General features: G+C 66.0%; 21 protein-coding genes and 1 tRNA gene. 14 read left to right on the forward strand and 8 right to left on the reverse strand.

Annotated elements, in window-relative coordinates:
- Positions 1-147 precede the first annotated feature (147 nt).
- From AC1TPF_RS02960 to AC1TPF_RS02970, 3 genes are read left to right on the forward strand one after another with little or no spacing between them, the layout of a single operon-like run.
- Positions 148-549, forward strand: a complete 402-nt coding sequence (locus AC1TPF_RS02960; protein ID WP_482142570.1) for a hypothetical protein — start codon at positions 148-150, stop codon at positions 547-549.
- A complete protein-coding gene (locus tag AC1TPF_RS02965) occupies positions 455-1228 on the forward strand; it encodes an IclR family transcriptional regulator (protein ID WP_482136584.1) in 774 nt (257 codons plus the stop codon). Before AC1TPF_RS02960 ends, AC1TPF_RS02965 begins: the two co-directional genes overlap by 95 nt.
- 33 nt (positions 1229-1261) lie before the next feature.
- Complete coding sequence (locus tag AC1TPF_RS02970) at positions 1262-2098, forward strand: HpcH/HpaI aldolase/citrate lyase family protein (protein ID WP_482142571.1); 837 nt, start codon at positions 1262-1264, stop codon at positions 2096-2098.
- A gap of 118 nt (positions 2099-2216) precedes the next feature.
- On the opposite strand, the gene AC1TPF_RS02975 is transcribed toward AC1TPF_RS02970, so the two are convergent.
- From AC1TPF_RS02975 to AC1TPF_RS02995, 5 genes are all read right to left on the reverse strand, one after another.
- On the reverse strand, positions 2217-3689 hold the full coding sequence (locus AC1TPF_RS02975) for a dihydroorotase (RefSeq protein ID WP_482142573.1): 1473 nt from the start codon (positions 3687-3689) through the stop codon (positions 2217-2219).
- Between the two features lie 45 nt (positions 3690-3734).
- The gene (locus AC1TPF_RS02980) at positions 3735-5177 is read right to left on the reverse strand and encodes an MmgE/PrpD family protein (protein WP_482142575.1); all 1443 of its coding nucleotides are present in this window, start codon (positions 5175-5177) and stop codon (positions 3735-3737) included.
- Complete coding sequence (locus AC1TPF_RS02985) at positions 5174-5986, reverse strand: cyclase family protein (RefSeq protein WP_482142577.1); 813 nt, start codon at positions 5984-5986, stop codon at positions 5174-5176. Before AC1TPF_RS02985 ends, AC1TPF_RS02980 begins: the two co-directional genes overlap by 4 nt.
- The gene (locus AC1TPF_RS02990; RefSeq protein WP_482142579.1) at positions 5983-7179 is read right to left on the reverse strand and encodes a CaiB/BaiF CoA transferase family protein; all 1197 of its coding nucleotides are present in this window, start codon (positions 7177-7179) and stop codon (positions 5983-5985) included. Before AC1TPF_RS02990 ends, AC1TPF_RS02985 begins: the two co-directional genes overlap by 4 nt.
- A gap of 629 nt (positions 7180-7808) precedes the next feature.
- Positions 7809-7891 (reverse strand) — tRNA-Leu (locus AC1TPF_RS02995).
- A 174-nt stretch (positions 7892-8065) separates the two neighbouring features.
- Between AC1TPF_RS02995 and AC1TPF_RS03000 the strand changes: the two genes are divergently transcribed.
- Entirely contained in the window at positions 8066-9226 is a 1161-nt protein-coding gene (locus AC1TPF_RS03000) for a hypothetical protein (RefSeq protein WP_482142581.1), read from the forward strand.
- Between the two features lie 116 nt (positions 9227-9342).
- Positions 9343-9486, forward strand: a complete 144-nt coding sequence (locus tag AC1TPF_RS03005) for a hypothetical protein (RefSeq protein ID WP_482136577.1) — start codon at positions 9343-9345, stop codon at positions 9484-9486.
- A 22-nt stretch (positions 9487-9508) separates the two neighbouring features.
- Here AC1TPF_RS03005 and AC1TPF_RS03010 read toward each other — a convergent pair whose 3' ends face one another.
- Positions 9509-9802 (reverse strand): glycoside hydrolase family 16 protein, encoded by a 294-nt coding sequence (locus AC1TPF_RS03010; RefSeq protein ID WP_482142583.1) that lies wholly within the window; start codon positions 9800-9802, stop codon positions 9509-9511.
- A gap of 159 nt (positions 9803-9961) precedes the next feature.
- On the opposite strand from AC1TPF_RS03010, the gene AC1TPF_RS03015 reads away from it, so the two are divergent.
- Together AC1TPF_RS03015 and AC1TPF_RS03020 are read left to right on the forward strand one after the other, a co-directional pair.
- Positions 9962-10714 carry a glycosyltransferase gene (locus tag AC1TPF_RS03015; RefSeq protein WP_482142584.1) on the forward strand — a complete coding sequence of 251 codons (753 nt, stop codon included), beginning with the start codon at positions 9962-9964 and terminating at the stop codon, positions 10712-10714.
- Positions 10671-11105, forward strand: a complete 435-nt coding sequence (locus AC1TPF_RS03020) for a hypothetical protein (protein ID WP_482142586.1) — start codon at positions 10671-10673, stop codon at positions 11103-11105. The genes AC1TPF_RS03015 and AC1TPF_RS03020 overlap by 44 nt, the downstream gene beginning before the upstream one ends.
- Here the strand turns inward: AC1TPF_RS03020 and AC1TPF_RS03025 are convergent.
- Together AC1TPF_RS03025 and AC1TPF_RS03030 are read right to left on the reverse strand one after the other, a co-directional pair.
- Positions 11096-11635, reverse strand: coding sequence for a glycosyltransferase family 2 protein (locus AC1TPF_RS03025; RefSeq protein WP_482142587.1), 540 nt, complete (start codon positions 11633-11635; stop codon positions 11096-11098). The two genes, AC1TPF_RS03020 and AC1TPF_RS03025, sit on opposite strands and share 10 nt — an antisense overlap.
- A gap of 29 nt (positions 11636-11664) precedes the next feature.
- Positions 11665-12270, reverse strand: coding sequence for a glycosyltransferase family 2 protein (locus AC1TPF_RS03030; protein ID WP_482142589.1), 606 nt, complete (start codon positions 12268-12270; stop codon positions 11665-11667).
- Positions 12271-12534: 264 nt separating this feature from the next.
- Here AC1TPF_RS03030 and AC1TPF_RS03035 point away from each other — a divergent pair, with 264 nt between their 5' ends.
- From AC1TPF_RS03035 to pknB, 7 genes are all read left to right on the forward strand, one after another.
- The gene (locus tag AC1TPF_RS03035; RefSeq protein ID WP_482142590.1) at positions 12535-13917 is read left to right on the forward strand and encodes a DUF3662 and FHA domain-containing protein; all 1383 of its coding nucleotides are present in this window, start codon (positions 12535-12537) and stop codon (positions 13915-13917) included.
- Between the two features lie 156 nt (positions 13918-14073).
- Positions 14074-14535: an FHA domain-containing protein FhaB/FipA gene (locus AC1TPF_RS03040; protein WP_482136570.1), complete on the forward strand. Its 462-nt coding sequence runs from the start codon at positions 14074-14076 to the stop codon at positions 14533-14535.
- Entirely contained in the window at positions 14532-15986 is a 1455-nt protein-coding gene (locus AC1TPF_RS03045; RefSeq protein ID WP_482136569.1) for a PP2C family protein-serine/threonine phosphatase, read from the forward strand. Before AC1TPF_RS03040 ends, AC1TPF_RS03045 begins: the two co-directional genes overlap by 4 nt.
- Positions 15986-17413, forward strand: coding sequence for an FtsW/RodA/SpoVE family cell cycle protein (locus AC1TPF_RS03050; RefSeq protein ID WP_482142592.1), 1428 nt, complete (start codon positions 15986-15988; stop codon positions 17411-17413). Before AC1TPF_RS03045 ends, AC1TPF_RS03050 begins: the two co-directional genes overlap by 1 nt.
- Positions 17410-18909 carry a peptidoglycan D,D-transpeptidase FtsI family protein gene (locus tag AC1TPF_RS03055; RefSeq protein ID WP_482136567.1) on the forward strand — a complete coding sequence of 500 codons (1500 nt, stop codon included), beginning with the start codon at positions 17410-17412 and terminating at the stop codon, positions 18907-18909. Before AC1TPF_RS03050 ends, AC1TPF_RS03055 begins: the two co-directional genes overlap by 4 nt.
- A gap of 4 nt (positions 18910-18913) precedes the next feature.
- Positions 18914-20293, forward strand: coding sequence for a protein kinase domain-containing protein (locus tag AC1TPF_RS03060; protein WP_482136566.1), 1380 nt, complete (start codon positions 18914-18916; stop codon positions 20291-20293).
- A complete protein-coding gene (gene pknB, locus AC1TPF_RS03065) occupies positions 20293-22194 on the forward strand; it encodes a Stk1 family PASTA domain-containing Ser/Thr kinase (RefSeq protein WP_482142594.1) in 1902 nt (633 codons plus the stop codon). Before AC1TPF_RS03060 ends, pknB begins: the two co-directional genes overlap by 1 nt.
- Positions 22195-22209: the final 15 nt, after the last annotated feature.

Below are 22209 nucleotides of genomic sequence, written 5' to 3' on the forward strand. Positions count from 1 at the left end.
TCCGCTAGACGGAACGTAACACGCGATGAATCTCAACCTAGCATGTGACGCCACTCACCTCAAATGTGCCGTGCGTTACTCTTAAACCGTGGAAAAGGGTGCGGTAAGGCCATATTTTCACGAAACTCGGCCGATCGGGTGCGACGCATGAGATCGGCGGAGCTCGCAATCGAGCGTTCCGATAGAAGAAACAGTCCGGTGGAATCGGATTGCCACTACGCGGCGCTGAGCTTCGCAATCGCAGCACGTGTGAGGCCCGGGCACATCGAACCGCTGGTCGCCAACCGTGCGGTCGCGATCACACTCGACGTGCCGGCCGCGGCTGTGCCTGGCCTCGCCTACTCCGACGTTGCGGCCAAGCCTGCCAAGCTACTGTCAGTCGGCGGCGCCGACTGGGCCAACGAGGCGATCACCGCCGTGTCGGCGCTCGCCGACGGCAAAAGGGAGGCCTTTGATGGCAGACACAACCCCGATGGGCACCGCCACGTCTGGCGGTACCGAGGCGGCCGACCGCGTGGCCGATGTCCTGCTGCTGTTCGCCCGGTCTGACGCCCCGCTCGGTGTCTCGGCGATCGCGCGAAGCCTGTCGTTGAGCAAGGCGGTGGTGCATCGCATCCTGCGTTCCCTCGTCGCCCGCTCGCTGCTACAGACGGTGCCCGACACCTCCGAGTACATGCTCGGTCCGGCGGCCGCGGCACTGTCGGCGCGTGCGTTCAGCCAAATCGACGTGCGCTCGCTGGCTGCGCCGATCCTGCGCCGACTCCGCGACCAGACACAGGAAACGATCACCCTGTCGGTGCTCACCGGCAAGGAGCGCGTCTACCTCGATCAAGTTGAGTCGCCGCAGGAGGTCAAGATGGTCGTGGAGATCGGCGTCCGGCTGCCACTACACTTCGGCGCGTCCAGCCGTGCGATCCTGGCGTTCTTGCCGGGGTCGTTCATCGACGACGCCGTGCACGACCTCCGGTCGATCAATCCGGACTTCGATGAGGACGGCTACCGGCGGGAACTCGACCAGATCCGCGAGCGCGGATACGCGATCTCGCTCGACGAACGCGGGACCGGCGCGGCCTCGATCGCCGCACCGATCTTCGACGCCGCGGGCAACGTGATGGGCTCGATCAGTTCGTCGGGCCCGGCCTTCCGGTACGACTTCGACTCGCACCAGGCGCACGGCGCCCTCGTCGTCGACGCAGCCAGGGCGATCACCGAGCGCATCCGCTCCTGACGCTTCTTCCTGCCCTCCGTGAAAGGACCCGCTGTGTTCCCCCGGTCGTTCCTCTACGTCCCCGCCAACAAGCCGCCGCTGTTCGGTAAGGCCGTCGCAGGCCTCGCCGACGCCGTCGTCCTCGACCTGGAAGACGCCGTTCCCCTCGCCGACAAGGGCGCCGCCCGCGCCGCGGTACGCGACTTCCTCATCAAGCGTGGATCGAGCAGCGAGGGCGCGCAGACGTGGGTGCGCGTCGACCCGACGTTCGCCGACGCCGACTGCGACGCCGTCGTCTGGCCGGCACTGTCGGGCATCCTGCTGGCCAAGTGCTCGGTGGCCATCCTCGACGCCGTCGGCGAACTCCTGGAGCGGCTGGAGGCCGAACGCGGCGTCGGCAGGCTCCCGGTTGTCGGTCTCGTCGAAGACGCCGCCGCGATCCTCGATCTTCCGGTGCTGGCGCGGCATCCGCGGCTCACCACGTTCGCGGTCGGCGAGGTGGATCTGCTCGGCGATCTCCGCATGGCGCGCAGCGACGCGACCGTCTCCGCCGTGACAGGCCTACGGGCGCAGGTCGTGCTGAACGCGGCCGCTGCCGGGCTGCCGGCGCCGGTGGCACCGACCTCCACCGACTTCAGGGACCTCGACGCATTCGCCCGAAGCACCCGTGAGCTCGTCGAACTCGGTTTCCGGTCGCGCACTGCGATCCACCCGGGCCAGATCCCGGTGATCCACGAGGTGCTGGCACCGAGCGATGCCGCGGTCGCCGCCGCACGCGACATCCTCGACCGCTTTGCCGCCGCCGATGGCGGAGTGACCGTAGACGCCCACGGTCGACTCATCGACGGTGCTGTGATCCGCGCCGCGCAGGAGACCCTGCAGCGCGCGTGACGCGCTCGACACCCCCACCTCGTCGGCGCCCCCACTTCGGTCCCGGATCGCCGCAGACCACGCAGAGGGGCGCGACCGGATTCCGGTCGCGCCCCATCTCGTGGTGTTCAGCCGTGGATCAGGCCTCGACGCCCGAACGACGGACGAACTGGCCGACGGGCTCGCCGACGATCTTCTCGTCGCGGAACACGCCGTTGCCGCGGAGGAAGGTGTCGGTGACCTTGGCGGTCAGGTTGAAGCCCTCGAACGGGGTGTATTCCTGGACCGACAGCGAGTCCGCGGCGCGCACCGTGTAGTCGACGGTGTCGTCGAGCAGGCAGAAATCCGCGTCGTAGCCGACGACGATGTCGCCCTTGTTCGCCATGCCGTAGCGGTCGGCCGGGTTCTTGCAGACGAGCTCGGCGATGCGCGGGTAGCTCAGGCCACGCTTGCGGCCCTCGCTGACCATGCCCGGGAGCAGGTACTCGGCGCCGCCGAACCCCGACTTCTGCAGGAATACGTCCTCGCGGGGCTCACCGAACTTGGCCTCGTCCTTGCAGCACGCGTGGTCGGAGGTGACCCACGAGAAGTTACCCGCCATGACGTGCTCCCACAGAGCCTCGACGTCGTCTCGCGAACGCAGCGGCGGGTTCACCTTGCCTCCCGGGGCAGCGGTGTTGAAGTCCGCGAGCAGGTGGCCGACGGTCACCTCGCGACGGAAATTGATGTGCGGGAACGCCTGCTGCATCGTCATGGCCGCCTCGATCGCCTTACGCGAGGTGAGGTGGAGCAGGTTGATGTTCGGCAGCTCGGTCTCGTGCGCCAGGTAGGACGCGATGGTGATGGCCAGACCCTCCGAGTGCGGCGGACGCGAAGCGCTGTAGGCCTCCAGACCGGTGAGCTTGCCCTCGTCCTCCACCAGCTTGGTGTAGGCGCGCATGATCTCGGCCGTCTCGCAGTGCAGCGACAGCGAGATGTTGTCCTTATCCTTCGCGAAACGCGGGTCGCGGCGGGCCTTCTCGATGCCACGCATGACGAACTCGAAGTGCGCAACGTCGTAGGTTTGGTCCTCCGGCAGCATCAAGAACGACGCCTGGTTGGTCGAGCGGCCGTGCAGGCCGTGCGCGCCGTAGAACATGAAGATCTTGAACGACGGGACGCCGAACTTGCCGATCAGGTCGGGGATCTCGTCGATGTGCTCCTTCATGATCGGAGCGATGTGGAACGCGTAGTCGGTGTACGCGCGACCCTTGGTGGCCTCCAGGACCTCCGGGAAGATCTCCTTGTACGGGCCGGTCTTGTTCAAGTAGTACGCACCGGTGCGCATGTAGGTGATGCCGCTGGTGACACCGCCCTGTGCAGACGCCTTCGACTCGGTGGCAGCGTCCTCGGACAGCGTGTTGTAGATGCCCCAGTGCTGGTGAACGTCGACGACGCCCGGAAACAGGTGCTTGCCGGTGCCGTCGACGACCTCGGCGGCGCGGTCGGCGTCGATGTCCGCCTCGATCGCAGCGAAGGTGCCGCCGGAGACGGCGACGTCGAGCAGCTCTGGTGCCTCACTGCCGGGACGCACCACCTGGGCGCCCTTGATGACCAGATCGAATTCAGCCATTGTTCTCGCTCCTTCAACTTCGGCTATCAGTCTTGGTGGGGCTCGTCAGTGCGAGCCGGGGGTCGGTGCGTCGATACCGGTGAGCGGAGCCAGCAGGCCTCGCAGGTCGGCGCATTCGTCCAGTCGGCGACAGGTGTCGGCCAACTGGTCCGCCTCGTCGGTCGACAGCACCCGCAGGGCGTTGTCCCGGAACTTCGCGGTCAATTCTTCGAAGGACAGCGGCCGTGCCGGCCCGCCCCGTGTCGTGAGCACTTCGGCCACGACCTCCCGGCCGTCGGTCAGCCGCGCGGTCAGGACCGCGGGGAACTGCTCCGGGAAGATCTCTGTGCAGCGGGCGTCGGCGACGACGTCCACCTTGGCCATGATCTCGCGGCGACGCGGATCGACGGCAAGCTCGTCGGTGTAGTCATCCAGGCCCGCCCCCAGTCCGCCACCGCCGAGGAGGCCGATGGCCACCGCGTACGGTCCGCTGAACTGCGCCATGTAGCCGGTCTCCGGCGTGCGCTTGACCTCGATCGGCTCGCCGATGGTGCGCTTGTTCTGCTCGGGGACGCCCAGGATCAGTTCGGCGACGTCGTCGACGCCGATGCCCTGCCCACGCAGTGCGGCGGCGGCGTCGACGGCGGCGTGCGTGAAGTGGTTGGCCGGGTACGGCTTGAAGAAGATGCCCGGGACGGCCCACTCGGTGCCGAGTCCGTCGGTGATCTCCGAGGCGTCGAACGTGCCGTGCAGCCACGCCTGGAAGAAGCCGAAGCGGCCCTCCAGGACGGTCGGCGGGCCTGTCAGTCCGAGGCCGACGAGTTCGGCGGCGCTGATCGCGGCGTGCGCGGCCCACCCGCAGTGGATGCGCTTGACGGTGCCGCCGGTGCGGTTGGCCTCGATGATTCCCGAGGCCATCGACGCGGTGACGCCGAGCGTGTCGACGATGCGCTTCTCGTCGGCGCCGTCGAGTAGGGCGGCGGCGACCGAGGCGCCCATCGCACCGCAGATCGACGTGGCGTGCTGGCCGTGCTCGAAGAACGTCGAGTTGCCTGCCTCACGGTCGTAGCCGGCCATGCCGATGCGCACGCACACCTCGAGTCCGACGGCGATCGCGCGGATCACCGCGCGGCCGTCGGCACCGGCCTGCTCGGCGGCGGCCAGCGCCGCGGGGATCACCGAGGCGCTCGGGTGCAGAACCGACGGGAGGTGGGTGTCGTCGTAGTCGAGGGAGTGCGCGAGCACACCGTTGACGAACGCGGCCTGCGCGGCCGGCAGCGGCTCGGTGACACCGATGCCCGACGTACCGTAGCCGTCCCGGGCCACGCCCTGGCGGCGCGCCCACTCACGGGCGGCGCGGCTGGTCTCCAGCGTGCTGGCGGCGGTCGCGATGCCGAGCGTGTCGAGCACGCGCATCTTGACGCTCTCCACCACGTCGGCGGGCAGTGTCTCGTACGACGTGCCGACCGCGAACTTCGCGAGCTGCTGCGCGAGAGTCAGTTCTGTCATCGGCTGCGCACCGCCAGCGGACGCACCGGCGAGCCGGTGGCGCCGAAGATCGGCATCGGGACGAGGACGAAGGTGAACTCGCCCCAGCCCGCGTCGGCGATCTTCTCCAGGTCGAGGGCCTCGATGATGTAGATCCCGCTCTCCACCAGCAGAACGCGGTGTGCGGGCAGCAGGGCGTGGCCCTCGCCCGGCGCGAGGCGCTCGAAAGCGATGGTGTCGGCGCCGGCCGCGTGGACCTTGCGATCGGCGAGCCAGCGGGCGCCGGCCTCACTCACGCCGGGGACGCCGGTCGGGCCGCCGACATACGGTGCGCCGTCGGGGAACTTGCTGCCCCATCCGCTGCGGATCAGGACGACGTCACCCTCGCCGACGGTGACCTTCGCGGCGGCCTCTGCGGCATCCAGGTCGGCGACGGTGATCTCGGCGCCGCCGTCGAGGCACTCGACGCCCTTGAGTCCGGCGACGTCGAGCAGGACGCCACGGCGGATCATCGGCTCGATGGTGTGCACGCCGAGCTCGACGTACTTGCCGCCGACACCGGCTTGCTTGGCGTCGACGTCGCCGTACATCTTGCCGTCGTGCGAGACGTGAGCGAGCGCGTCGATGTGGGTGCCGACGTGGGTGCCCATGGTGATCATGTCGTTGGCGGCGCTGCCGCCGTCGGCGCGCGTCATGTCACCGTGGCGGCGCGGCAGTGTGTGCCAGAACTGCGGGTGATTCGGCGACTGCGGCATGCCGACGCGCAGCTCGCGTCCCAGGTCTATGACGTCCGTGCCCTGCTGGACGGCGTTGAGCAATGCGTCGGTCATCGGATGACCCCACTCTCCTTCAGTTCGGTGATCTGGTCGGCGCTCACGCCGACCTCCGTCAGTACTTCATCGGTGTCTTCGCCCAGGTCACGGCCGGTGAACCGGATCTCGCCGGGAGACTTGCTCATCCGCCACATGACGTTGTGCTGCAGCATCGGGCCGAGGTCGGCGTCGTCGACCTCGACGAGCATCTGGGTCTCGCGGATGTGCGGGTCCTCGACGATGTCCTTCGCGTCGTACACCGGCCCGATCGCGGCGCCGGCCTGGGTGAACGCGGCAATGACCTCGTCGCGGGTGCGCTGCGCGATCCAGCCGCCGACGTAGTCGTCGAGCATGTCGACGTGCTGGGCGCGGCCACCGCCGGTGGCGAACCACGGCTCGTCGATCACCTCGGGGTGTCCGACGATCTCCATGACGCGCTCGGCGATCCGCTGGGCGCTGGTTGAGACGGCAACCCAGCCGTCGTCGCTGGTGGCGTAGATGTTGCGCGGCGCGTTGTTGGTGGAGCGGTTGCCGTGGCGCTGCCCGATCTCGCCGAGTTGCTGGTAGACGGTCGGGCCGGGGCCGACGGCGGCCATGATCGGCTCGAGCAGACTCATATCGACGACCTGGCCCTCTCCGGTCTTGTCGCGGTGGCGCAGCGCCATGGTGACCGCGCTCGACGCGGCGATGCCGCAGATGCTGTCGGCCAGCCCGAACGCCGGGAGCGTCGGCGGGCCGTCGGCCTGGCCGGTGGCCGCCGCGAAACCGCTCATCGCCTCGACGAGGGTGCCGAATCCGGCGCGCGAGGCGTACGGGCCGGTCTGGCCGAAGCCGGTGAGGCGGACCATCACCAGGCCGGGGTTCTCCTCGAGCAGCACGTCGGGACCGAGCCCCCACCGCTCGAAGGTGCCGGGACGGAAGTTCTCGACGATGACGTCAGCGGTGCGGGCGAGCTTGCGGAAGACCTCGCCGCCACGCGGGTCCTTGAGGTCGAGGGCCACGGTGCGCTTGTTGCGGCTGATCTCCTTCCACCAGATCGGCACGCCGTCTTTGCTGCGGCCGTGGCCGCGCATGTTGTCGCCGTCGCGCGGGTGCTCGATCTTGATGACGTCGGCACCGAAGTCGCCGAGGATCTGGCAGGCGAGCGGGCCGGCCAGGATCGTCGAAACGTCGAGAACTCGCACACCGTCTAGCGGTGCAGAAGAAGCCACATCAACTCCGTTCCTTTGAGAGAAACGCTCTGGCATTACGGATGCGAAAACCGTACCACAGCGTTTTGTGACCGGAAGCACCGTCAACGACTAACTGGCCGCTCAACGTTCCGCCGATTCGGATACTGCCAGGACAATCGGCCTATCCTGATCGTTCCTCTGGAAGGAACAGTCTCCCTATCTTCGCCGTCGACGACAGTGATTGTCTCGATGTTCGCCCGGCCATCACGCCTTGAGCGCGGCGACTTCAAAGCAGACAACTGGCCCTGGCTCGCAACACCGCTCAACCGCAAACGGCTACCTCAGCAGCGGATCCGACATTGTTGAAGCACGTGGTGTGACCACTTAGGAGCCTTGGTTCATCGTTGACGTTCTGTCCGCCACTACGCCGCCGGAGACGAAGAACGACTCCATGGCGGCATTGATCAGACGGGCATTGTCCCGGTTACGCTGTGAGACTGGGCATTTGCGCCATTTAGAACGCTTGGGCCGAGAAGCCGAGCACCCGGCAGGTCACTGCACTCAACCAAAGCGGGGCAGTCCCAGCAGAGTTTGCTGAGAAAGCAAAAGGTCAGGCTGCATTTCTGCAACCTGACCTCTGTACTGCATGTGAGCTGAACTGCTCTCTGTGGGCGAAGGGGGACTTGAACCCCCACGTCCCGAAGGACACTGGCACCTGAAGCCAGCGCGTCTGCCATTCCGCCACTCGCCCGTGGCTGCCCCTTCCGGATCTCTCCGAAAAGAACTATGAGACGTTAACACGATCGGCCACCCGGACAGAAATCCGCTGTTCAGTCCGTCGGTTTGCCGGTCCGGGGCCACACTCCACGCAGTTGTATGGGTACCCTTAGCGAACCATGAAACAGGTATCGGCCCCATCTCGGGTTTGGATCCACAGGTGGTGCTCGACCGGTACACCCGGCTCGCCCAGGTCGGCCCAGCTGCCCGGATCGGCCTCTGGGCGACCTCGGACAACCGGTGGAAGTGCTCGGCCGATGTCGCGGACCGGGTTGTCGTCCTCCCACCCACCGATGACCCCCAGGCCCTGCTCACGTCCTTCCGCGAGCCCGGCATCAAGCGAACCCGAGTCGGGGTCGCCGGCCAGTACCTGCTGATCGACTACAACCACGGTGTCGGCGACATCGCACTGTTGTCCCGGTTCATCGAGGTCATACTCGCCGGCGTCGACCCCCTGAATCCTGACCTGTGGCGACGCACTGCCCTGCCACCGCTCATCACCGCGGCCGTGCGCACCTATGCCGATCCCCGCCGTCTACTCCGGATGGCGGTTTGGTACCGCCGCAACCGCGACCTGACGCCCATCTCGGCGACACGTGAGCCCGCCGATGCCGCCGTCCGACCGGCGGCGGTGACGGCCATCCCGGCAACCGCGATCGCGCGCATACCGGCCGCGAGTCTGGACGGGCTACGAGCGTGGCGTGATGAGCACCAGCCCGGGGTTTCCGTGGTGACGTTGATCGTGCTGGCCCTGCGTGCGGCCTTCGAGAAAGCCGGTATCGAACCAACCGATCGGGTGACGCTTCCCTTCGACGCACGCCTGTATCTACCGAAGAACAAGCACACCCTCGCCAACTTCGCGGCCGGACTCGACTTCGACTACGGCCCCGGTGTCACGCCGCAATCGCTGCAGACTGCGATCACAGAAGCGTTCACCATCGGCCGCCCGGTCGCCAACCTCGTGGTGTCGAGTCTCAAGGTCAGGGTAAGTCGTTGCCGGGCCGGGCGCAGCCGTCCCGTATCCGATTCAGCGAATACCTCCGAATATCGTGTGTCCCTGCTCTATTCGAGCCTGAACACCGTTCCACGCACCGCGACGATCCCCTGGGACGACACTGCCCCGGCTCAGTTCCTGGTCGCCAGCGATCCCGCAGGCAACGCATCGATCACCGTGACGTCGGCGATGGCCGACGGCGACATGACCTTCACGGCAACGTTCTATGACACTGTCCACGAACAGCAATCGGTAGCAGCCGCACTGAACCTTGCCGTCGGCGACACCGTTGCACTGCTCCGAAATCATCCGTAAGCGACGTTTCCACTGCAGAACCCATAAGTGATCTGTGTAACAAAGCGGCCTTCGGCGTCGACAATCCTTTTGATACCGGCAATCCGACGGATCGAAGCGGTGAAGGGAAGAGACACATGGGATCTGCAGCAGACACGATGGCATGGCTCGCCGAGGGTTATCTGGCTGGCGACCCCGTGCGATATCCACTCTTCGTTGCCGCGATGTTCGTGACAATGCCATTTCAGTTGATCGCAGTGTTACTCGGACAGCCCTTCTAGGCTTTCCGATGGCGCGTGTCGGCTAGGGCGAGTACGCCCACACCGAAACCCAGTCCACGAGCAGGTTTCCCGATGCCGGGCCGGTCCCCTTCGTCTCGGTCTGCAACTGCCAGCGCATCGGCTTGTCCGATACGTTCCGCGGACTGTCGAGTACCACCGCGCCATCGAGCAGGAATCGGATACGTCCGGGGCTCCACTCGATCGTGTAGGTGTGCCAGTCGGTGAACCGTGCCGACAGATTGGTCGCGGTCTCCTGGCAGGCCGGGCAGGCCGCCGCCCCGGCATAGTGGTGATAGCCATTCGGAGTCCCGCCCAATTCCCCTTCCGGAAAATCGAACTCTCCGTCCCGAAATTCAGTGCGCCACTCTTCACGCTGAGCACTGCGTCTGACCGGTAAGGCCGGGCGTTGTAGGAGTCGCGATAACACTTTGGATAGGCCCGCCACCGCTGTCCCTGCGCACCGGTGTAGGCGATCTTGTTCGCGTCGCATTCGCTGCCCCAGCTGCCCACCGCAGCATTCTTCGTGAAGTCGTCCCAGAAGATGTTGCGCCACCCCTGCAGGTTTGCCTTCGGAACCGACTGGCCCGATGGAGACGGGCCCGGAGTTGTGGGCGGCGGCGTGGTCGTGGTCGGCGGCGTGGAAGGCGTCGCCTCCACCAGATTCCATTGCTGTGCCTGGGTTCCGGAACAGGCCGCCAGGAGAACCGGATTGTTGTCGACGTTTTGGTTGTTCGCGTTCTCCAAGCAGAACGCACCTACCCGGATGGTCAATCCGTTGCGCTGGTCACAGGAGTTCCTCTCGGTGCGCACCACCCCCGCCACGGTCAGTGTGGTCATCCCGATCTACAACAGTCGCGATTACCTCGCTACCGGTGACCTGATCTGGTTTCTCGACAGTGATGACCGTGCCGACCCCGACTTCATCGAGTTGCCCGCAACGGCCATTGTGAAATACGGCGCCGACTTCGCTTGCACCCGTACGCGCCGAGTCGACGAGAACAACAACGACCTCGGGGTGGACGAACCGCTCTACGGCACCCCCGCAGATGTCCGGGCAGGACTTCGCCCACCTCCTGATCAGGGGTGGCGCAAAGGCGTACGCCTGCAACAAGATTTTTCGGCGGGAGATACTCGGCAGCCGGCCATGGGAAGAAGGCCAGAGCTACGAGGACTTCGCGCCGCTGGTGCGCCTCGGGCTGCGCGCCGATCGTGTGGCCCTCATCGATGAGCCCCTCTATTGGTACCTGTACCGACCGGGTTCGATCTCAACCCACTTCAGCAGTCACACATTTGACCTGTTCAAAGTCGGAGACGACGTACTGGCCGAAGTGGCGGCCCACGATCTCGACACCTCCTGGCAAGCCGACCTCCGGGGCTTCCGGTACCGCGAGATCCTCACCTCGGTCGCACATGTCGCAATGCGAGCCGACCAGTCCTCCACGTCGCGACCGGCCCTGTACACCACCGCAATCGCCCGGGAGCGGACATCGATCCGATTGCCCGATGTGCCGGCACTGCTGCGAACCCGGGTACCGGATCTGCGCCGTCGAGGGCGTGTTCATAAGGCCCTGCCCCGGTTTTCCGGATGCGGGCCGGTCGAGCTGAGCGGTCATCGTTGACGGCCGGCAGTGCGGTAGCGGAAATGACTGCGTACGAACAACACCGGGGGTTTCGCCTCATCGACGATTCGAATTCGGGGATCGGTGAAGTCACTGAGCAATGCAGCGACATCGGATCGACCCGGCCGGTTGTTGACGACCAAGATCTCGGTCTGTTCATGATCCTGATCGAGAAGTGCCTGAACGGTGCGCTGCAGCGACTCCCGTCCAACCGTGGGGATCACCACCGTCACAAGTTCATCGGGCGTCAGCGCAGTGCCCGGATTACTCTGGTGCCCTTCGGGTTCCGACCCGGTCCCACCGATCTTTGCCACCAGTGAGGACGTCAGCGTCGCGGCTGCGGTGACAACCAGACCGACGACCATCATCAGAGCCCGCGTCACACCGTGTAGATCTCCACCGAGCACGGCCCGGACCTGATTCCAGAGCCCCGACGACAACGTCCGCAGCACATAGGACCGTTCGGAGGCCAGTCCGCGTTCGGATCCCACCATCGTGGAGAGCACCGCCTTCGAACGCCCCTCGTGCATGCAGCGGAAACGAAGTAGCGCAACGTGCTTCACTGGGCGGTGACCAGGTGGTCGACGGCCAGGCCCTCGTGTCGGATGATCCGGGCGTCCGGATTCTGCCGTTGGAGTTCGATACCCATCAGCGTCTCTTCGCATCCGGCCGGAACCGAACCGACACGCCCGAGCCGGTTGCTGAATCCACCTGCCGCAGCCAGTTCTGCTCTGCGCACCGCCATCGCCGCGCCGATCGGGTTGCGTATCGATCCGCCATCGGCTGGCAGGCCCCGGTAGTCGCAGCCGACAACCCATCCGAATTCGTCGGGGAACCAGCCGGGCCGGCCCGACTGCCAGTCCGCGACCACCCGGCCACCGATGCACACGACGTCCGGTTCGGCGAAAGCGCGACGGGTGGCGGCCAGTGAACCCGCGCGCAGGTAGGCGTCGTCGTCGAGGAAGACGATCACGTCACCGTCGGCGAGTGCACTGCCGGTATTCCGGGCACCGGACAACCCCTGGGTGCCGGCGTTCCCCACCACTCGGATCACCGAGTCGTATCGCTTGACCAGCTCTGCATGCAGCGCACGGTTGTGATCGACGACCACGATGACCTCGTCGCCCGGGATCAACTGCTCGGTGGCGACCTCGAGCGCCTCCACCAGGCTACGTTTACTTTCCCGCCCAAGTCTGCGGTGACCACGTCACCGTCGATGGCTCGGTGACTGTATGAATCTCGCGCCGCGCGACATCCCCTGTCGATGACTGCAATATTGGAGGGACGGATAGTGGGACGGATATGGGGCATCTGTGGCAGACGGTGCAGATGTTCTCCCTGGAGTGCCCATGAAACAGATGAGTCGCTATCATCAAAAAGCACGATTGGCACGCCGACACGCTGACAATGCGGAGGGAGGTCGTCGGTGATGGGGATTCTGCAAAGAATCGAACGCAAGCTCGAAGGTGCGGTGGATGACGGCTTCGCCCGAGTCTTCGGCGGCAAAGTAGCACCTCAAGAGGTCGAGAACGCGCTTCAGCGCGAGGCCGAAGACCGTCTCGAAGACCTCGGCGACGGCAGCAAACTCGCGCCCAACGCGTACACCCTGGTGGTCAGTTCGACCGACCATCAGGAGATGGCGGCGGAATACGAACTGAATCGCAAAACGTTCTCCAAGCACCTCGAGAATTTCATCCGAGACAACGGGTGGCAGACGTACGGCGAAGTGGTTGTCGAGTTTGCCCAGTCACCCACCCTGCACACGGGTCAGTTCCGGGCTCGAGGTGCAGTTAACCCCGATGCTCGCCCGATGCCCGTACCCTCACCGGGTGACCAACAGGTAGGCCCGCCCGGGCCGCCCCCGCCCCGTCCACAGGCAGGGCCGCAACCCGCAGGACCAAACCGAATCCCACCAGTAGGAGCCGTTCCCATGACCAAGAACTCCGGATATGACCAGCGCGGAGGTTACGAACAGGGCTCCTATCCGCCTCCCGGTCAGCAGCCGTACCAGCCCGAAGACCAGAACGCCGATGCCGCTCCTGCGGCATACAGCCAGCAGGACGGGTACGACCAGCAGGGCTATGACCGGCGCGGCTACGACCAGGGCTACCAGCAGGGCGGCTATGAACAGCAGCCCGCCTACGGCCAGCAGGGCGGCTACGCACAGCCCGGATACGACCAGGGCTACCAGCAGGGCGGCTACAACCAGGGCTATCCCGCCGAGCAGCCGGGCGCAGGCGCACCGGACCAGCAGGGATACGACCAGCGCGGCTACGACCAGGGTTACGCCCAGCAGCCCGGATACGACCAGGGCTACCAGCAGGGCGGCTACGAGCAGCAGCCCGCCTACGGCCAGCAGGGCGGCTACGCACAGCCCGGATACGACCAGGGCTACCAGCAGGGCGGCTACGACCAGGGTTACGGCGACCAGCAGGGTTACACCGGCGACCAGCAGGGTTACGCCGCACCGGATCCGCAGGGTGGCTATGCCGGGCAGGGCTACGCGCCGCCGGCCGGCTACGCGCCCAGCTCCATCACTTTGCTTCTCGAAGACGGCAGCAACCGCACCTTTCAATTGCGTAACGGTTCCAACGTGATCGGTCGCGGACAGGATGCGCAGTTCCGGCTACCGGACACCGGAGTCTCGCGTCGCCACGTGGAAATTCGCTGGGACGGATCGAGCGCATTGCTCAACGACCTGAACTCCACGAACGGCACCACGGTCAACGATGTCCAGGTCAGCAGCTGGGAATTGGCTGACGGCGACCGTATCCGCGTGGGACATTCGGACATCACCGTTCGCTTCCAGTAGACCGCTCACCCGACGGGCGCGGGGGCTCCGGCCACCGACCCCGGCATGACCCGACTCACTTTCTTCGAGCTGGTGACACATCCGAGTAGCTACATAGAGGCCACTGGGCCATAAGATGCACTGGACTTTGATGGCTGGCCCAGGAGGTGAGAAAACGTGCAAGGCATAGTGCTGCAGTTGACGCGTGTCGGTTTCCTGCTGCTCTTGTGGCTGATGATCTGGGCAGTGCTCCGAGTTATCCGCAGCGATGTCTATGCCGCGACGGGCCAACGACCGCCAACCCGGTTCGAACGCCGGACCCAGGGCTCACCGGCCCGGGTCAAAGGCGCTGCCCGATATCTCGTGGTCACCCATGGTGCGCTGGCCAATACCCGCATCACTCTTGGCACCCAGCCTGTCCTTCTCGGGCGGGCCGACGACTCCACCCTCGTCCTCACCGACGAATACGCCTCCGAGCGTCACGCACGCCTGATCCGCCGGGGTGACGACTGGTACGTCGAGGACCTCGGATCCACCAACGGCACCTACCTCGATCGGTCGAAAGTCACCACCGCTGTGCGGGTGCCCATCGCAACTCCGGTACGCGTGGGCAAAACCGTGATTGAGTTGCGCCCGTGACACTGGTGTTGCGCTATATCGCGCGGAGCGACCGTGGCCTGGTCCGCGCCAACAACGAAGACTCGGTCTACGCCGGTGCCCGTCTACTCGCCCTTGCGGACGGCATGGGCGGCCACGCGGCCGGTGAAGTCGCCAGCCAACTGGTCATCCAGGCGCTGCGGCCCCTCGATGACGACGAACCCGGTGGAGACCTCCTCGCCAAACTCGACGCGGCCACCCGGCGCGGCAATCAGGCGATCGCCGATCAGGTCGCCGAGGCTCCCGAGCTCGACGGCATGGGGACCACACTGACCGCGATCCTGTTCGCCGGTTCCAGGCTGGGGCTCTGCCATATCGGCGATTCCCGCGGATATCTGCTGCGCGACGGTCAACTCACCCAGATCACTCGCGACGACACGTTCGTGCAGACCCTCGTCGAAGAAGGCCGGATCACGGCCGAGGAAGCCCACACGCATCCGCAGCGCTCACTGATCATGCGGGCGCTCACCGGTACCGAGGTCGAACCGACGCTGACCGTGCGTGAAGCACGGGCAGGCGATCGCTATCTGCTCTGCAGCGACGGCCTGTCGGACGTGGTCAGTGAAGAGACGATCCGCGACACCATGCTGTCGGTCGAGAACCACCGCGACTGCGCCGACCGGCTCATCGAACTCGCATTGCGTGGCGGTGGTCCGGACAACGTCACCGTGGTCATCGCCGACGTCGTCGATGTCGATTACGGCGAGAGCCGGCCGATCGTCGGTGGTGCTGCCGGTGGCGACGACCAGGAGTACGTCCCCGATCCGAGCACCTCGGCCGGCCGGGCGGCGGCGCTGCGGCCGCCCGCGCAGACCCCGCGTCGCCCGACGATCGGCACACCCGAACCCGAACCCAGGCAGGCACACCCGCGCCGCAAATGGATCCTCGCAGGCGTTGCCGTGGGGATCATCGCCCTGCTGATCGGTGGACTGTTCGTCGGACGCGCGATCGTCCGGTCGAACTACTATGTGGGCCAATCCGATGGCCAGGTCGTGGTCTATCGCGGGCTACCGGGTTCGGTCCTCGGGATGAGCCTGCACGAGCTGAGCAAGATCACCTGCACCAAGGGCATGGACACCGACAACCCCACCGTCACGCTGGTCGACTACGGCAACCGGCCTGCCGACTGCGTGCCGCTGGAGGTCTCCGACCTGACCGGGACCGCGCCTGCCTCCCTCGACGGCCGCGACCCGGTATCGCTCGGAGACGCCGAATCCCAGGTCCGCGACCTGATGGACAACCTGCTGTCGCTGTGCCCGGAAGAGACGTCGGCGCCAACCGAAGCGGTCACGCCGCAACCACAGACACCGGCACCGGCGCCCGGTGATTCGACGACGACGTCAACCGTTGCTCCGCAATCCGGCACGGCCAGCACGATGCCGCCGCTGCCGACGACACCGGTCACACCGCCGGGGAACTGTCGGGGCCGCTGATGTCACAGGCCGCAGTCACCCAGACCCCAGCACCGGGCCCCGCCCGGCCATACACCGGACGCAACCTCGAGCTTGCCCTGCTCGGCCTGTCCACCGTCATCGTCTTCGCCGCGCTGATCCTGGTTCAGTTCGCTCAATCCCAAAGCGTCACTTGGGATATCGCGAAGTACATCGGCGCCTATATGTTGCTCTTCGGGTTTGCCCACATAGTGGTCCGCCGGTTTGCGCCCTATGCCGATCCGGTGATCCTGCCGTTGGTCGCGACCCTGAACGGGCTGGGCCTGGTGCTCATCCACCGTCTCGACCTCGGCACCGGACAGAACGGCGAGACCGCCAGCCCCATCGACCGCACCCATGACGCCGATCAACAGGTGCTGTGGGCGGTCCTGGGCATCGTCGCGTTCGTTGCGGTCCTGATCCTGATCCGCGACCACCGCACGTTGTCGCGGTACAGCTACATCCTCGGTCTCGGCGGCCTGATCTTCCTGGCCATCCCGGCGATCCTGCCGTCGTCGATGTCGGAGATCAACGGCTCGAAGATCTGGATCCGCACGCCGCTGTTCAACATTCAGCCCGGTGAGTTCTCGAAGATCCTGATCATCATCTTCACCGCGTCCCTGCTGGTCTCGAAACGCGACCTGTTCACCACCGCGGGCAAACACTTCCTCGGCATGGACCTGCCCCGGGCCCGCGACCTCGGTCCCCTGCTGGCAGCCTGGGTCATCTCCATCGGCGTCCTGGCGTTCGAGTCGGATCTGGGAACGTCGCTGCTGATCTTCTCCACGATGCTGGTGATGCTCTATGTGGCGACCGAACGGGTCAGCTGGCTCATCATCGGCCTCAGTCTGTTCGCACTCGGGGCGATCCTCGCCTACCAGCTGTTCTCACATCTCCAGGTCCGGGTCAGCATCTGGCAGGACCCGTTCAGCGACTTCTACGGGCAGGGCTATCAGGTCGGGCAGGGGCTGTTCGGACTGGCAACCGGTGGTGTGTTCGGGACCGGTCTGGGATCGGGCCGCCCGAACATCGTGCCGTTCGCCAACACCGACTTCATCATCGCGACGATCGGTGAAGAGCTCGGGCTGGTCGGACTGGCCGCGATCCTGATGCTCTATCTGGTCCTGGTCACCCGCGGACTGCGAACCGGGATCATGGTGCGCGACAGCTTCGGCAAACTGCTCGCCACCGGATTGTCGTTCACCATCGTCATGCAGGTCTTCGTGGTTGTCGGTGGTGTCACCAAGCTCATCCCGCTGACCGGTCTGACCACGCCGTTCATGTCGTACGGTGGTTCCTCGCTGCTGGCCAACTACATCCTGGTGGCGCTGCTGCTCCGCGTGTCCAATGCCGCGCGTGAACCCGACCCGACCAAGAAGAAACCGACTCCGATCGCAGATGCACCCACGCAAATGGTGAAACGCCCATGAACATTCCCATCCGTCGCGTGGTGACGGCAGTCATGGTGATCATCCTCGCGCTGCTGATCAACGCCACCTATGTCCAGGTCTTCAAGGCCGACGACCTCCGGGCCGATCCCCGCAACCAGCGGGTCCTGCTCGACGAGTACTCACGCCAGCGGGGCCAGATCACCGCAGGCAACGACGTCATCGCCCAGTCCGTCCCCACCGACGATCGACTGCAGTACCTGCGCACCTACCCGAACCCGTGGGCAGACGCGTACGCCCCCGTCACCGGCTACTACTCGTTCCAGTACGGGAGTTCCGGCCTCGAACAAGCCGAGGACTCGTTCCTCAACGGCAACGACGACCGCCTGTTCGGGCAGCGGTTTGCCGACATGTTCTCCGGCCGCGACCCGCGCGGCGGCAACGTGATCACCACCATCAACCCGCGGGCGCAACAGGTCGCCTACGAACAGATGACAGCCGGCTGCAACGGGGGTTGCCGCGGGGCGGTGGTTGCGCTCGATCCCAGCACCGGCGCGATCCTGGCGATGGTCTCCACCCCCAGCTACAACCCGAACCTGCTGGCCAGCCACGACGCGACCGTTCGCGAAGACGCATGGGCCGCTTGGAATCCGGCCGATGCCACCGGCTATCAGCCGATGCTGAACCGCGCGCTCAACGAGACCTACCCACCCGGTTCGACGTTCAAGGTGATCACGGCCGCGGCGGCACTGGAAGAGGGACTCGATGAGAACACCCGGCTGACCGCCGACAACAGCATCGTGCTGCCGCAGACGCAGACCTCGCTCACCAACTACGGCAACCAGACCTGCCCCGCCTCCAATGGAGGCAGCGTCACGATGCATCAGGCGCTCGAGTATTCGTGCAACACGGCATTTGTCGACCTGTCCACCTCGAAGCTGCAGAACCCCATCGAGACGATCAAGAATCAGGCCAATGCCTTCGGCGTCGACGCCAAGCTGCCCAACACGCCGCTCCCGGTCGCCGAGTCCACCGTCGGCCCGATCCCAGACCTCGCCGCGCTCGGCCAGAGCTCCATCGGCCAGCGCGACGTCCGCTTCACCCCGATCCAGAACGCGATGATCGCGGCAACGATCGCCAACGGTGGAGTTCGCATGCAGCCCTATCTCGTGGATAAACTCCAGGCTCCCGACCTCAAGACACTGCACACCACCCGACCGAACGCACTCAACGAACCGATCTCCGCGCAGACAGCGGCCACGCTGACCGCGATGATGGTCGATTCCGAGCGCAACACCACGGGTGCCGGCGGACCGGTGCCGATCGCATCGAAGACCGGCACAGCTGAACACTCCGATACCCAGGGCGCCGACGAGACCCCGTTCGCCTGGTACATCGCGTTCGGGCCGTCGAGCAATGCCCAGGTCGCGGTTGCGGTGATCGTCGAGAACGGCGATGGAGGACTACAGGCAACGGGCGGCTCCTCGGCCGCTCCAATCGGGCGCGCGGTCATCAACGCGCTCGTAGGTGAGAGGTGACCGCGTGAGTTTGCAAGGTGGGACGACCATCGCCGGCCGTTATCGGCTGATGCGGTTGATCGCGACCGGCGGCATGGGCCAGGTGTGGGAAACCATGGACACCCGGCTGGGCCGACGTGTCGCCGTGAAGGTGCTCAAGGCCGAGTTCTCCGACGATCCCGAGTTCCTCGAACGCTTCCGCACGGAGGCCCGCACCACCGCCCAGCTGAATCATCCGGGCATCGCCAACGTCTTCGATTACGGCGAAGCGCAGGACCCGGGTGCCGGGTCTGTCGCCTACCTGGTGATGGAACTGGTCAACGGTGAGCCGCTCAACGCGGTGTTGTCCCGGGTCGGACGGCTGTCGTTGCACAATGCGTTGGACATGCTCGAACAGACCGGCCGGGCTCTCAAGGCCGCGCACGATGCCGGTCTGGTCCACCGCGACGTCAAACCCGGCAACATCCTGATCACCCCGACCGGTCAGGTGAAGATCACCGACTTCGGCATCGCCAAGGCAGTCGACGCCGCCCCGGTCACCCAGACCGGCATGGTCATGGGTACCGCGCAGTACATCTCGCCCGAGCAGGCGCTGGGTGAAGACGCGACCGCGGCGTCAGACGTGTACTCGCTCGGAGTCGTCGGCTACGAGGCGATCTCCGGTCGCCGCCCGTTCCTCGGGGACGGCGCCATCACCGTGGCGATGAAACACATCCGCGAAGAAGCGCCGCCGCTGCCTGCGGATCTGCCGACCAATGTTCGTGAACTCATCGAGATCACGATGGCCAAGGACCCCCTTCAGCGCTACGCCGACGGTGGCGAGTTCGCCAACGCCGTCGCAGCTGTGCGCGCCGGTCGTCGTCCGCCGCAACCCGGTTCGGCCGCGGCCGCGTCCCGTCCCGCCACCGCGGCGATGGTTCCGCCTGCCAGCACCAGCGCCGTTCGGGCCACCCCACCTCCGAATGGACCGGCAACGCCTCCGCCGGGGTCGCAGGACGGCTGGTCGGGCGGACAAAAGGCGCTGGCCGCTGTCGCGGTGCTGCTGCTCCTCGGAGCGCTCATCGCCGTCGGCTTCCTGTTGATGTCCTCCAACAACGACCCCGACACCCCGTCGCCGAGTTCGTCGAGGCCCCGGACAACGACGACCACCACGACGGTGCCGCCGACCACCGAGAAAACAACCACAACCACCACCCGCTCCACCACGACGACGACCACAACCGAGGACACCACGACCACCACAACGCCGGAGCCGACCACCACGACCACCACAACGGAGCGCAGCCCGATCTTCACGCTGCCGAGCATCTCGATCCCCGGGTTGCCTGCCCGCGAGGAGAGCGCTTCCGACGCGGCTGATGCCACGACCACGACCACGGGTCCTGATTCCGGGAATGGTGGTTGATGGCTGTCCCCAGGCAGGTTTCAGAACGCTACGAACTGGGTGAGACGCTCGGTTTCGGTGGCATGTCCGAGGTCCATCTGGCCCGCGACCTGCTGCTGCATCGCGACGTCGCGATCAAGGTCCTGCGCGCCGACCTCGCCCGCGACCCCACGTTCTACCTCCGCTTCCGGCGCGAGGCCCAGAATGCGGCGGCACTGAATCACCCGACCATCGTGTCGGTGTTCGACACCGGCGAGGCCGAAACACCCGAGGGGCCATTGCCTTTCATCGTGATGGAGTTCGTCGACGGCGAAACCCTGCGCGACGTGCTGCGGGCCGAAGGTCATGTCAGCCCCCGTCAAGCGATGACCTGGATCGCCGATGTTGCTGCGGCCCTGCACTTTTCGCACCAGAACGGCATCGTCCATCGGGACGTGAAGCCGGCGAACATCATGATCGACAAGTCCGGTGCGGTCAAGGTGATGGACTTCGGCATCGCCCGTGCCATGGCGGACACCGGCAACTCGATGACCCAGACGGCTGCGGTCATCGGCACCGCCCAGTATCTGTCGCCCGAACAAGCCCGTGGAGAGAGCGTCGACGCCCGCAGCGACGTGTACTCGCTGGGTTGTGTGCTCTTCGAACTGCTCACCGGAGAGCCCCCGTTCACCGGTGACTCCCCCGTGGCCGTGGCCTATCAACACGTCCGGGAGGATCCGCCCATCCCGTCGTCGGTGCGTCCGGGTATCCCACCCGAGCTCGACTCGATCGTGCTCAAGGCGATGAGCAAAAACCCGGCGAACCGCTACCAGTCGGCCGCCGAGATGCGTTCGGATCTGATCAAGGTGCTCGCCGGCGGCAAGCCGAGTGCACCGATGGTGATGAGCGACGAGGACCGTACCGCCCTGATCGACACCGGGCCCCGTGCCCGGGTTGCCCGGGTCGGTGGCACGGGCTCACCTGGCCGCGGCGATGACGATCCGCCGCCGAAGCGTCGCAAGGCCTTGAAATATGCGGCCCTGAGCGCACTTGCGGTCCTGGCGGTCGTGGCCGTCACGTTGCTGTTGATCCGGCCGTGGGCTTCGGACGAGACGCCACAGATCTCCATCCCACGAGTCACGGACATGTCCGCGGCCGACGCGCGAGCCGAACTGGAGACGATGGGTTTCCGCGTCAACCAGCGCGATGAACCGAGCGCCACCGTCCCCGAGGGCAATCCGACACGCACCACACCCGGTGAGGGCGTATCGGCCGACAAGGGCTCGACGGTGACGCTGTACGTCTCGGCCGGTCCGCAGCGCCAGCAGGTGCCCGACGTGAGGGGACGCACGCTGGATCTGGCGACCGCCGAACTGAACAATCTCGGATTCGGCAACGTCAGATCGGTCGAGGTCAGTTCCACCGCCGAGCTCAAGGGCAAGGTGGTTGGCACCGACCCGCCGGCACGCAGCACCGAGACCGTCACGACTCTGATCACGATGCAGGTCGGAACCGGGCCCCGCCTGGTCACCGTGCCCGACCTGACCGGCCAGCGACTGCAACAGGCACGGACCAATCTGACGCAGCTACAGCTGGAGATCTCACCGATCGAGGCGGATTCCGAACTGCCGCAGGGCACGGTCATCAGCACCTCACCGAACGCAGGCGAAGAGGTGGACGAAGGCAGCGTCATCCAGGTGACGGTCAGTCGCGGCAACATGTACGTGGTGCCCGATCTGCGTGGGCGCACTGCCGCCCAGGCAGAGACACAACTGGCGACGGCCGGATGGGAACGCGGCACCATCACGACGGTCCCGCGCAACGTCCCGCTCGGTAGTTCCGACGACGGCAAGATTCTCGATCAGACACCGTCACCGGGGACCTTGGCACGCAAGGATGGAGCGATCACGATCACCGTCGGCCGGGCTGCACTGCTGCCGTAGTTCCTGGCAGTTCGG

Source organism: Williamsia sp. Y853, assembly GCF_056786495.1.

Excerpts from the sequence above, each read along its gene's own strand:
- AC1TPF_RS03035 (WP_482142590.1), top strand. The coding sequence starts at position 12,535 with ATGGGGATTCTGCAAAGAATCGAACGCAAGCTCGAAGGTGCGGTGGAT.
- AC1TPF_RS02960 (WP_482142570.1), top strand. The coding sequence starts at position 148 with ATGAGATCGGCGGAGCTCGCAATCGAGCGTTCCGATAGAAGAAACAGT.
- AC1TPF_RS03025 (WP_482142587.1), bottom strand. The coding sequence starts at position 11,635 with ATGCACGAGGGGCGTTCGAAGGCGGTGCTCTCCACGATGGTGGGATCC.
- AC1TPF_RS02975 (WP_482142573.1), bottom strand. The coding sequence starts at position 3,689 with ATGGCTGAATTCGATCTGGTCATCAAGGGCGCCCAGGTGGTGCGTCCC.
- AC1TPF_RS03005 (WP_482136577.1), top strand. The coding sequence starts at position 9,343 with ATGGGATCTGCAGCAGACACGATGGCATGGCTCGCCGAGGGTTATCTG.
- pknB (WP_482142594.1), top strand. The coding sequence starts at position 20,293 with ATGGCTGTCCCCAGGCAGGTTTCAGAACGCTACGAACTGGGTGAGACG.
- AC1TPF_RS03050 (WP_482142592.1), top strand. The coding sequence starts at position 15,986 with ATGTCACAGGCCGCAGTCACCCAGACCCCAGCACCGGGCCCCGCCCGG.
- AC1TPF_RS03055 (WP_482136567.1), top strand. The coding sequence starts at position 17,410 with ATGAACATTCCCATCCGTCGCGTGGTGACGGCAGTCATGGTGATCATC.
- AC1TPF_RS02965 (WP_482136584.1), top strand. The coding sequence starts at position 455 with ATGGCAGACACAACCCCGATGGGCACCGCCACGTCTGGCGGTACCGAG.
- AC1TPF_RS02985 (WP_482142577.1), bottom strand. The coding sequence starts at position 5,986 with ATGACCGACGCATTGCTCAACGCCGTCCAGCAGGGCACGGACGTCATA.
- AC1TPF_RS02980 (WP_482142575.1), bottom strand. The coding sequence starts at position 5,177 with ATGACAGAACTGACTCTCGCGCAGCAGCTCGCGAAGTTCGCGGTCGGC.